Raw genomic sequence first — 10,699 nt, forward strand, 5'->3', positions numbered from 1 at the left:
CCGTGTACGTCGCGGACTCCCGCAGCTCCAAGGCCCCCGTCGCCCCGGCCGAGACCCGGCCGGGGCGGCGGGAGGCCGCCGACGGCACCGGCGACGGGCCCGGCACCGGCGACGGGCGCCGTACCGCCGACGGACGCCGCACCGCCGTCCGGGCGGCCGTCCCCGGCACCGTGGTGGCCCTGGGCGTGGTCAGCCTGGTCACCGACATCTCCTCCGAGATGGTCAGCGCCGTCCTGCCGCTCTACCTGCTCACCGGCCTCGGCCTGTCCCCGCTCGGCTTCGGCCTGCTCGACGGCATCCAGAACGGCTTCAGCGCCGTCGTCCGCCTGCTCGGCGGCCACCTCGCCGACCGCCGGGGCCGCGACGGGGCGTCCCGGCACAAGGCCGTCGCCGCCGTCGGCTACGGACTGTCCGCGCTCTGCAAGCCGCTGCTGCTGCTCGTCCACACCGTGCCGCTGATCGGCGCCGTGGTCGCCGCCGACCGCACCGGCAAGGGCCTGCGCACCGCCCCGCGGGACGCGATGATCTCGCTCGCCACCGAACCGGCCCACCGCGGCCGGGCGTTCGGCGTCCACCGGGCGATGGACACGGCGGGCGCGCTGCTCGGCCCGCTCACCGCCTTCCTCGTGCTGCGGCTGGCCGGCGGCCCGCTGCTCGCCGACGGCGGCCAGCAGCAGGGCTACCACGCGGTGTTCGCGGTCAGCGGGTGCGTCGCGGTGCTCGGCGTCCTCGTCCTGCTGCTGTTCGTGCCGAACCGGCTCGACGCCGCCGGGACGTCCGAGGGCGCCGAACCGCCGTCCGACGCCCGCCCCCGGCTGCGGGACGGGCTCGCGCTGCTGCGCATCCCCGGCCTGCGGCGGCTCACCGTGTGCGCGGTGCTGCTCGGCCTCACCACCGTCAGCGACTCCTTCCTCTACCTGCTGGTGCAGCGCCGGCTCGGCCTCTCCGTCGAGTACTTCCCGCTGCTGCCGCTCGGCACCGCGGGCGCCTTCCTGCTGCTCGCCGTGCCGCTCGGCGCGCTCGCCGACCGGATCGGCCGCCGCCGGCTGTTCCTGGCCGGGCACGGCGTCCTGCTGCTCGCCTACGGCCTGCTGCTGTCGCCGCTGGACGGCCCGGCCGTCGTGGTCTGCGTCCTGCTGCTGCACGGCTCCTTCTACGCCGCCACGGACGGCGTGCTCGCCGCCGCCGCGGCCGACACCGTCCCCGCCGAGCGGCGCGGCGCCGGCCTCGCCCTGGTCGGCACCGGGCAGGCGCTGGCCCGGTTCGCCTGCTCGCTGGTGTTCGGCGCGCTGTGGAGCGCGGTCGGCGGCACCACCGCGCTGACCTGGTCGGCGCTGGCGCTGGCCGGCTGCGTCACCGGGGCGGCGTTCGTCCTGCGCGAGCCCGCTGCTGCTGCCGCTGCCGCTGCTCCCGGCGGGCCCGCCGCCCCCACGACCGACGACTCCGAGGTGCCCTCGTGACCACCGCCACCACCCTCCCGAACCGCACCCGGGTGCTGATCCTGCTGGTCGCCGTCGTCCTGCTCGGCGCGGTCGGCACCGGCGCCGTCCTGTGGGCCTCGGACCGCTCCGCCGAACGCGACCGCACCCAGGCCGGCGGCCCGGTCGTCACCCGGGGCGAGGTCACCCTCAAGGACCCGGCCGCCCGCCAGCTGGTCTTCCGCAACATGGCCTGGGGCCCGCACCGCGACGAGGTCGTCACCGTCCCCGCCGGGCACCCCGACGGCCCGCGCACCTCCTCCGGCGTCCAGTGCCTGCGCTTCTACGCCGCCGCCGGCACCGGCATCTGCCTGCGGGCCGACCGGGGCGCCCTCCAGGACACCTACCGGGCCGTCGTCCTCGACGACCACCTGCGCGAACTGCGCTCCTTCCCGGCCGCCGGCGTCCCCACCCGCTCCCGGGTCTCGCCCTCCGGCCACCTCGCCGCCTGGACCGTCTTCGTCAGCGGCGACTCCTACGCGGGCACCGACTTCTCCACCCGCACCTCGATCGTCGACGTCCGCGACTGGAACCTCCGGGAGAACCTGGAGGAGTTCGACGTGATCAAGGACGGCAGGCCGTACCGGGCCCCGGACGTCAACGTCTGGGGCGTGACCTTCGCCGACGACAGCACCTTCTACGCCACCGTCGCCACCGGCGGCCAGACCTACCTGGTCCGCGGCGACCTCGCCGCCCGCACCCTCACCACCCTGCACCAGAACGTCGAGTGCCCGTCCCTCTCCCCGGACGGCACCCGGATCGCCTACAAGAAGCGCGTCCCCGGCGCCTCCGCGGACGCCCCCTGGCGGCTGTACGTCCTCGACCTCGCCACCATGACCGAGACCGCCACCGCCGAGCAGCGCAGCATCGACGACCAGGCCGTCTGGGCCGACGACCGCACCCTGCTCTACGCCATGCCCGGCGACTTCGGCGCCGACCTGTGGACCGTCCCCGCCGACGGCGGCGGCGCGGCCGGGCGGCTGCTGGAGGCCGCCGTGGCCCCCGCCTACCTGGGCTGAGCGGAGGGTCGCACGAGGGCCGATCGGGGTGGTTGGTCCCACTCGGAACTCGGAGCGTAGGGTCCAGGACGAGCACTACGAGTGGCCGCGCCCCCGACCGGGCCGCCACGAGGACGGACCGGGGGGAGCGGGAACAGTGAGGCAACGAGGGCCCGACGGCGGATCGCCGCCCGAGCGTGCGACCAGCGACTCCTGGCCGGCGCTGCACGGCCGGCCGGTGCTGCGCCGGACGGTCGCGATCGGTCTGGTGGTCTTCGTGTCGGTGCTGGCGGCCCTCGCCGTCCGGGGCGTCAACGCGCTCACCGTCGGCCGGGGCGCCATCGAGACCGACCGCGACCGCGCCGAACTGCTGGCCGGGCTCCATCCCTCCCAGCACCCGGGCGCGGGCCGCTACTACGTGCCGGTCGGCGCCGTCTACACGCGGGGGGCGGACGGCCTGCCCGTCGCCTATCTGCACTACCGGCTGGCGGGCGGGCGCGAGGTCGGTGTCGGCGACTTCCTGCGCACCTACGACCTGCCCGCCCCCGGCGCCGCCGCCCCGCTGCCCGCCGACCTCACCGAGGCGCTGGGCGGCGACGAGCCGGCCTCGGCCCCGGAGGTGGGCGGGCTGCCGACGGCTTCGGCTTCGCCGTCGGCTTCCCCCTCCGCGTTGCCCGTGGCGTCGCCGTCCGCTTCGCCCTCCGCTTCGCCCTCCGCTTCGCCCTCCGCCTCGCCCGCCGAGATGGCCGACGAGGCGCCGACCGAGGATCCGGCCCCCGACGCCGCCCCGGCGGACACCACCCAGCCCGCCACCGAGGCCACCGACCCGGAACCCACGGAGCACATCGCCCCGGCCGCCGACCCCGCCGCCGACCCCAGCCCCACCCCGACCCCGACTCCGACCCCCGAGGACACCGAGGACCCCGCCCCCAGCACCGACCCCACCCGCAACCGGGCCCGCCGCATCTATGTCGCCCCCGACCCCGCCGGCCTCCCCGGCGCCGCCGACATCTATGTCCGCGCCACCGGCTGACCGGCCGGAACTGCGGCTCGACGCCTTCGAGGCCATCGCCGACACCGCCGCCCGCCACGACGTCGTACTGGAGCTCGTCGGCGGCGAGCTGGGGGTCAGGCCCGCGCCCGACGGCGACCGGGGCCAGATCCTCGCGTGGCTCCAGCGGGCCTGCGCACAGCAGCGGCCGGACCTCTGGCTCTTCGGCCGACAGGGCCTGCGCCTCGTCCCGTCACGCCAGGCCGGTGCCGCCTACCCGGCCGGTGCCGCCCGCCCGGACGGCACCCTCGCGCCCGCCGAGTACTTCGCCGGCCAAGGGGAGCGGGCCGACTCCCGGGGTGTGCTGCTGGTCGCGGAGATCACCTCCTTCGACCGGCGGGCCGACGAGCGGCACCGGGTCGAGAAGCCCCGCGCGTACGCCGAGAGCGGCATCCCGCTCCACCTGCTGGTCGACCGGGACAGCGACACCGTCACCGTCCACAGCGAGCCGGTCAAGGGCCGCTACCGAGTGATCCGGAGCTACGACTACGGCGAGCGGGTCGAGCTGCCGCTCATCGGTGCGGTGCTGGACACCGAGGAGCTCAAGGACTACAGCCGCTGAACCAACCCGCCTTCCGGTGTTGTCGGTTGGCCGTGCTGTACTCCCGCCATGACGCTTGAGAACAGCACGCCGCCGCCCACCCGTTCCGCGGAGTGGGCGGCCACTCTGGCCCAGGGCTTCGGGGAGGTGCTCGGCCGGCCCCTGGCCGAGTACGAGGACGGGGACGCCCGCTACGGGGCCTACTACGGCGGCAACTTCCTCGACGAGGCCGAACTCGACCACGACCCGGTGTGGGTCGGCCGGGCCGCGCTCGCAGGGGAGGAGACGGTCGAGCCCGGCCATCTCCTGCTCACCCCGCCCGGTGACGCGGCCGGGACCGAGTTGGTGTTCGACGCGAGCCGGTCGCTGTTCTGGGTCGACCCGCGCGAACTTCCCGACACGCTGGCCGCGTTCGGCGCCGATCTCGCCGCCGCCGTCGCGGAGTCCGAGAGCGGCCAGTGGCGCGGTGCCCTGCTGGGCGCCGACCTGGGCCGGGCGGCCGGGCGCCACGGCGTCGACCTCGCCTCGGCCGATCTGCCCCGGGAGTTGTGGACACTCTGGCAGGCCCGGATCGCCTCCGGCGACACCCTGCTCGACGCCCTCTGCGCCGCCGCCGGCCTGACCGCCGCCACGTCGTCGGAACTGGTCCCGGCCGGTCTCGGCGACAGCGCCGACCAAGTGGAGGAGGAGGCCCACGAGCTGGTGGCCGGTGTGGCCGACCCGGCCCTGCGGGACTATCTGGCGGCCTTCTGCGACGAGGAGTCCCACGACCTCGCCCTCGTCCGGTTCGCCCCGGCCGACGCGGACGACGACGATGACGATGACGATGACGACGAGGAGTTCGAGGAGTCCGAGGACGACGACTACGACGAGTCGCAGGGCGGCACCGTCGTCGTCCGCTGGGACGGCGCGGTCGACCAGTACGAGGTCACCGTCCGCCGCGTGACCGCCTGACCGCGTGACCGCCTGACCGCCCGGCGGTCCGCCCCGGGCCCTCCCGCGCGGGAGGGCCCGGCTCCCGGGGGACAAACCCAGGGGATAAAGTCGCGGGGCGAACCGATCTGCGGTGCGCGCGTGGAACCGAAGGAGCAGACCGTGGGCGAGGCCGTCTCCCCCGAGACCGGTGCCGACACCGTGGACCCCCGCCGGGGCGCGGAGCTCGCGGCGCGCTGGTGGAAGTGGGCATTGTCGGCCCCGGCCGAGCGCAGCCCCGTCGGTGACACCACCGGCGAGTTCGCCAACTGGCGGCAGCCCTCGGACGTCTGGTTCCTGGCCGGCACCTACGGCGGCCGCGTGGTGCGCCGCTGCCCCATCCGCGCCGGGCAGCCGGTCTTCTTCCCGGTCTTCAACACCCAGCGCCTCGCCCTCGGCCTGTCCTCCGCGCCGTGGCGGGTCGAGACCTCCAAGGCCGAGGCGACGCTGAACGGAGTCCCGCTGCGGGTGCAGGAGTTCGCGTCCAGGCGCTTCCTGGCGATGGGCATCCCGCGCGTCGCCTGGGGCCAGTGGTGCGCCCTGGACCCGCTGGCGCCCGGGCAGTACGTGCTCTCCATCAAGGCGAAGGCCGGCGAGTTCTGGGTCGACACCACCTACCACCTGGACGCCGTCGAGTACTGACGGCCGCGTTCCGGCTGTCCCGTCGACTCAGACCGCGGCGAGCAGGTCGTGCAGCGGGGCCGGCTCCTGCCCGGGGGCCAGGGCCTGTACCAGCAGATGCCCGTAGCGGATCTTGCGGCCCTTCTTGGTGCCGAGGAAGCGCCGCAGCTGCCCCTCGGCCGGGCGGCCCTGGTGGGCGGGCTGGCGGACGAAGGTCTGCCAGGCCGGGAGGTCGCCCTCGTCCCGGACGATCTCCACGACCCGGGCCACGCCCAGCGCGCGGATCAACTCCTCCTCCAGGTCCGCCACACAGACGAAGAACCCCTCGCGCGGCGCTCCCGCCCGGTCGAGCCCGCGCTCGTAGAAGCCCTGCTCGTTCGCGTCGCACAGCCCGGTGAGGCGCAGCCCCAGCCCGGGCGGCCCGAGCAGTTCGGCGTAGCGGGCGATGTTCATCGCCCCGCCCATGGAGACCACGCACACCCCGTCCCCGGCCAGGTCCCGGCCGTGCCGCGCGGCCAGCGTCCCGACGGCGGCGAGGTCGCTCGGCCCCTCCACCAGGACCGCCGTCCGCACCCCCACCCGCTCGGCCAGTTCCCCCGCAGGCCCACCGGGTCCGCCCGCCGCCCAAGCCGTGATCGCGTCCTGGAACGCTGCCATGTCCGCCATGCTGCGCATTCTGCTCCGCCGAGCCGCCCGGGGCCCGCCATTTTCGCCGCGTCGGCCCCTCCGGGCGGAGCTACAGCACGGCAACGCACGAACTCAGGTCGGCGTTCAGGAAGACCAGGCGCGAGTCCCCGGGCATCCCCACTCGCCCCAGGGTGACGGGAGTGTCGCCCGCGAGCCGAAGGTCGGGCAGTCCCTGGTCGAAGTCCCAACGGGTGGCGACGCCGTCCTCCGCCAAGCATTCGGCCCGCCATGCCCAGATGGCGAAGAGCCGGTCGGCCGGCACCGTCGATCCGGCCCATACCTGGAACGAAGTCCCGGCACGCAGGGCCAGTGCGGCATGACCGGCCGTATCGGTGCCGTGTTCTTCGAGGGCGGCAATCAGGTCGTCGCGATCCACGATGTGCAGTATGGCGTTCGGTGAGTGACCAACAGGCCACCGGCCACGGTTCGGTCATGGCCGAGGGCCTTCCTTCTGATACGGCCGGCGTGCATGGTCGGACGTCGGTGGGATGCCGCCCGGACGCGTCGGAGTGGGAAGTCGGCCAGTCCGACTTCCCACTCCGGACCCCTTGCGGGATGGCCGCGTGGTGCGAGCATCCCTGACCGGCTCCGTCGCGATCGTCGGCCGAACTCTCGATCGGCTGGAACGACATCGACACCACGACCGCAATCGTGGGCTGGGAGTGGTCCGGGTTCACACCCGAGTGGTCCGACCAGGACGAGCGCCTGGCCCCGTTCGTCGGCCGGGAGCTGCGAGGGGCTGCCCTGCTGGAGTGGTCTCCGCCCGAGGAGCACGTCTGCGACACAGCCAGAGGGATGGTGGCCATGGAGTTCGTGTTCGACGACGGCCACGTGCGGATCGCCGACGGCCTGGACGAGAACACCGTCGAACTCGACCCGGCCGCCCCGGAGTACGTCCGGCACCGCCTGCCAGCCCCGGAGTAGGAAGTCGTCCGGGTCGACTTCCTACTCCGCCTCGGCCGCCCGTGCCGCCGGTGCCGCCCGTACCGCCGCCGTGATCATGCGGTGCATGACGGCCACCGGCACCGCCGGGTTGGCGGCGGCATTCGCGGCGGTGGCCGGGTCCCGGAGCAGGGCGACCAGCAGGGCCGGGGGCAGGGCCGGGTGGCGGTGGGCGTGGGTGCGGACCTCGGGGGCGGGGTCGTGGGCGAGGCGTTCGGCGAGGGCGGTGGTGGCTGCCGGGTCGTCGAGGGCCAGCAGCCGCACGCGCGGGCGGGGGTCGTCGGCGAAGCGCAGCAGGTCGTGGCGGGGGAAGTTGGGGTGGTTGCGCGGGCCGGCGGGGAAGGAGAAGGTACCGTCCCAGCCGTCCGCCCAGAGGTCGAGCAGCAGCCAGGCCGGGGCGTCGTCGCAGGACTCGGTGAGGAACAGCCGGACGGCGAAGTCCTCGTCACGGGCGAGGCGTTCGGCGACGTCGGCGGGAAGTCGGGGCGCCCGGGCGACGCTGCGGCGGACCCGGAGCCTGGGTGAGGCGGCCAACTGCCGCATGGCGTCCGGGTCGTCGAACAGGGCGGCGACCCACCACAGCGCGACCGTCCGCTCCCGGGGGTCGATGTCCGGGACAGCGGAGGCCAGTTCGGCGATCTGCTCCGGGGTCGCGGGCGGCCGGGCGTCGCCGTCCGGGGCGGGTGCGATGCCCCGCCGCCGGGGTACCCGCTCGCGGAGGGCGGCCGCGTCCGCCGCCAGTTCCGTCAGCAGGGTGTGCTCCGGTTGCCCGGCCCGGGCGGTGAGCAGCCGTTCCCACTGAGAGGCCGAGAGGCGCCCGCTGTCGGCGGCCCGCCCCCAGATCCGCCGGTGCGGGCTGGCCACGGCGGCGTCCAGGACGGCGGGCGGCAGGTCGCTGCGGAGCAGGAAGTCGGCGTGCCCGGCGTCCAGGAGGGCGAGCAGCACGCCTTCCGGCGCGGCCGGGTTGAGCCCGATCCCGCCCAGCCACTCCTGCCCGAGCCGCGCGGACGGCACGGGAGGGCGGAGGAGTGCCGCCCACGGGTCCTGCTGATGATCCATTCCCGCAGGGTAGTGCGCGCAGGAAGTCGGCGGGTCCGACTTCCTGCGCGCAGCGGGGCGGCGGCCCGGGCTCAGTCGAGGACGGCGACGGCCTCCACCTCCACCAGGTGCTCGGGCACGTCCAGCGCGGCCACACCGAGCAGGGTGGCCGGCGGGGTGGCGGTGGTCCCGAGCCTCGCGGTGGCCCGGGCGATGCCCTCCAGGAGCAGCGGCATCAGGTCGGGCGTCCAGTCGACGACGTGGACGTTCAGCTTCACGACGTCGTCGAAGGTCGCGCCCGCCCCGGCCAGGGCGGTGGCGACGTTGAGGTAGCACTGCTCGACCTGGGCGCCCAGGTCGCCCGCGCCGACGGTGGCGCCGTCGGCGTCCCAGGAGACCTGTCCGGCGATGTGGACCGTCCGCGAGCCGGTGGCGACCGCCACCTGGTGGTAGACGTCGATCGTGGGCAGCCCGTCCGGGTTCAGCAGGGTGATGGCCATGGCGGCTTCCGCCCCTCGTGCTCTCTTGTGGTGACTCGGTCACCGTAGGAGAGTGTTCACCGACGTGTAAGAACGCACTTTTCGGTGACTGGGGAACCTCAAGGTGAGCAAGCAGGTCAGCGGTTCGGCCGAGGAGCGGGCGGACGCGATGCGGGCGGACTCCCTGGCGCGGGAGATCTTCTCGGACATCGCCAACAAGTGGGCGCTGCTCATCGTCGAGGCGATGGGGGACCGCACCCTGCGCTTCACCGAGCTGCGCAAGGAGGTCGACGGCATCAGCCACAAGATGCTGACGCAGAACCTGCGCCTGCTGGAGCGCAACGGCCTGGTGGAGCGCACGGTGTACCCGACGGTGCCGCCGCGCGTCGAGTACACCCTCACCCGGCCGGGCCGGGCCCTGCGCGCCACGGTGGACGCCATGTGCGACTGGACCCACCGCCACCTGGACGCGATCGAGGAGGCCCGCCGGCGCTTCGGTGCGGTCTGAACGGCCGTCTGAACGGCGTCCTGAACGGCCGTCTGAACGCCGTCCCGCTCAGCGGAAGTCCGCCGCGTGGTCCACCGCCCACTCCCGGAAGGACCTGGCCGGGACCCCCGTGATCCCCTCCACCGCGTCGTTGACGGGCTCCGGGCGGTCGAGCATGGCCGCCTGGGCCGGGAGCACGGCCGCCACCAGCTCCGCCGGGTAGCCCGCGGCCCTCATCCGCTCGGCGGCCTCGGCCGGTGCGATCTCCTCGAACCGCAGCGGCCGTCCGACCGCCTCGCCGATCAGCGCCACCTGCTGTTCCTGGGTGACCAGTTCGGGACCGGTGAGCAGGGGGCGGGCGCCGAGCAGGGTGTCCGTCGTCAGTGCCTGAACGGCGACCGCGGCGATGTCGGCCTCGTGGATCAACGGGCGGGCCAGCTTCGCCAACGGCGCCCGGACCGCGCCGGTCGCGCGGAGCTCGTCCGCCCAGCCCAGCGTGTTGCTCGCGAAGCCGGTGGGCCGCAGCGCCGTCCATTCGAGGCCCGACGTCTCGATCAGCCGCTCCAGCTCGGTGTGGAACGCGGTGATCGGGTCACCCGGTGCGTCCTTTCCGTCCCCGACCCCGGCGGACGACAGGTAGACCACCCGTCGGCCGTGCTTCCCGACTGCGTCGATCACCTCCGCCGCGCCGTCGGCGCGCAGGAACGGCCACACCAGGAACACCGCGTCGACGCCCTCCAGAGCCGCGCCCAGTGACGCGGGATCACCGAGATCGCCACGCACCGCCCGCACACCCTCCGGGAAGTCCGCCTCCCCTCGCACCAGGGCCCGCACGGGTACGCCCGCCGCGTGCAGTTGGGCCACCACCGAACCGCCGACCCGTCCGGTCGCGCCCGTCACCAGGATCGTGGGCTGTGTCATCGGTATCTCCTCGTCTCGCTGTTCGATGACCACGACCCTCGTACATCAACCGAGGTTCAGGTCAAGCGGCGGCCGGGGCGGCCGCCGGCGGGTGAGGTGGCGGAGGACCGGGGTGAGGTAGTCGGCGTGCGGGCCGGGCAGGCCCGGGAGGTCGGCGGGGGAGCGGACGAAGGCCAGCTCGACCAGTTCCCGTTCCGGGGGCGCGAGGGCGGTGAAGTGCTCGCGCAGGGCCGCTTCGGGGAGGGGCGGGGCGAGGAACAGTACGCCGACGCTGCCGTACTGGCCCCGGGTGACGGCCCGGAGTTCCAACTCGGTTGCGGCGACGGTGACTCCGGTCTCCTCGGCCAGCTCGCGGACGGCGTTGCGGCGCAGCGCGGCGAGGTCCAGGCGCTCGCCGTCGGGCGGGGGTTCGACGGAGCCGCCGGGGAACTGCCAGCGTCCGGGGGCGGCGGTGGTGGGGGACATCCGGCCGACGAGCAGGCGG

General features: G+C 74.8%; 14 protein-coding genes. 8 read left to right on the top strand and 6 right to left on the bottom strand.

All coding sequences use genetic code 11. The features are described from left to right. Positions 1-2: 2 nt before the first annotated feature. From ADK60_RS41005 to ADK60_RS41030, 6 genes are all read left to right on the top strand, one after another. A complete protein-coding gene (locus tag ADK60_RS41005; protein ID WP_053652156.1) occupies positions 3-1,460 on the top strand; it encodes an MFS transporter in 1,458 nt (485 codons plus the stop codon). Beyond that, positions 1,457-2,497 carry a TolB family protein gene (locus ADK60_RS41010; RefSeq protein WP_053652158.1) on the top strand — a complete coding sequence of 347 codons (1,041 nt, stop codon included), beginning with the start codon at positions 1,457-1,459 and terminating at the stop codon, positions 2,495-2,497. Before ADK60_RS41005 ends, ADK60_RS41010 begins: the two co-directional genes overlap by 4 nt. A 136-nt stretch (positions 2,498-2,633) precedes the next feature. Then, positions 2,634-3,509 (top strand): hypothetical protein, encoded by an 876-nt coding sequence (locus tag ADK60_RS41015; RefSeq protein ID WP_053652160.1) that lies wholly within the window; start codon positions 2,634-2,636, stop codon positions 3,507-3,509. Continuing rightward, positions 3,490-4,089 carry a Uma2 family endonuclease gene (locus tag ADK60_RS41020; protein WP_053652162.1) on the top strand — a complete coding sequence of 200 codons (600 nt, stop codon included), beginning with the start codon at positions 3,490-3,492 and terminating at the stop codon, positions 4,087-4,089. Before ADK60_RS41015 ends, ADK60_RS41020 begins: the two co-directional genes overlap by 20 nt. 48 nt (positions 4,090-4,137) lie before the next feature. After that, positions 4,138-5,022 (top strand): hypothetical protein, encoded by an 885-nt coding sequence (locus ADK60_RS41025; protein ID WP_053652164.1) that lies wholly within the window; start codon positions 4,138-4,140, stop codon positions 5,020-5,022. A 120-nt stretch (positions 5,023-5,142) separates the two neighbouring features. After that, entirely contained in the window at positions 5,143-5,682 is a 540-nt protein-coding gene (locus ADK60_RS41030) for a hypothetical protein (RefSeq protein ID WP_234326449.1), read from the top strand. 27 nt (positions 5,683-5,709) lie between these two features. Here the strand turns inward: ADK60_RS41030 and ADK60_RS41035 are convergent, their stop codons facing one another. Both ADK60_RS41035 and ADK60_RS41040 read right to left on the bottom strand, forming a co-directional pair. Next, positions 5,710-6,327 (bottom strand): TOPRIM nucleotidyl transferase/hydrolase domain-containing protein, encoded by a 618-nt coding sequence (locus ADK60_RS41035; protein WP_053652166.1) that lies wholly within the window; start codon positions 6,325-6,327, stop codon positions 5,710-5,712. A gap of 70 nt (positions 6,328-6,397) precedes the next feature. After that, a complete protein-coding gene (locus ADK60_RS41040; RefSeq protein WP_053652168.1) occupies positions 6,398-6,724 on the bottom strand; it encodes a hypothetical protein in 327 nt (108 codons plus the stop codon). A gap of 275 nt (positions 6,725-6,999) precedes the next feature. On the opposite strand from ADK60_RS41040, the gene ADK60_RS45535 reads away from it, so the two are divergent. After that, positions 7,000-7,272, top strand: a complete 273-nt coding sequence (locus ADK60_RS45535) for a hypothetical protein (RefSeq protein ID WP_053652170.1) — start codon at positions 7,000-7,002, stop codon at positions 7,270-7,272. Positions 7,273-7,293: 21 nt separating this feature from the next. Here ADK60_RS45535 and ADK60_RS41050 read toward each other — a convergent pair whose 3' ends face one another. After that, positions 7,294-8,349 carry a hypothetical protein gene (locus ADK60_RS41050; RefSeq protein ID WP_107094855.1) on the bottom strand — a complete coding sequence of 352 codons (1,056 nt, stop codon included), beginning with the start codon at positions 8,347-8,349 and terminating at the stop codon, positions 7,294-7,296. A gap of 71 nt (positions 8,350-8,420) precedes the next feature. After that, the gene (locus ADK60_RS41055) at positions 8,421-8,828 is read right to left on the bottom strand and encodes a RidA family protein (protein ID WP_053652174.1); all 408 of its coding nucleotides are present in this window, start codon (positions 8,826-8,828) and stop codon (positions 8,421-8,423) included. 148 nt (positions 8,829-8,976) lie between these two features. Between ADK60_RS41055 and ADK60_RS41060 the strand changes: the two genes are divergently transcribed. Beyond that, positions 8,977-9,315: a winged helix-turn-helix transcriptional regulator gene (locus ADK60_RS41060; protein ID WP_053652184.1), complete on the top strand. Its 339-nt coding sequence runs from the start codon at positions 8,977-8,979 to the stop codon at positions 9,313-9,315. Between the two features lie 48 nt (positions 9,316-9,363). On the opposite strand, the gene ADK60_RS41065 is transcribed toward ADK60_RS41060, so the two are convergent. Next, entirely contained in the window at positions 9,364-10,215 is an 852-nt protein-coding gene (locus ADK60_RS41065) for an SDR family oxidoreductase (protein ID WP_053652177.1), read from the bottom strand. A 45-nt stretch (positions 10,216-10,260) separates the two neighbouring features. Then, positions 10,261-10,699 (bottom strand): NUDIX hydrolase (locus ADK60_RS41070; protein WP_159400790.1); only part of this gene is annotated, 439 nt, incomplete at its 5' end.

This window comes from Streptomyces sp. XY431, from assembly GCF_001279805.1.
Classification (GTDB): domain Bacteria; phylum Actinomycetota; class Actinomycetes; order Streptomycetales; family Streptomycetaceae; genus Kitasatospora; species Kitasatospora purpeofusca.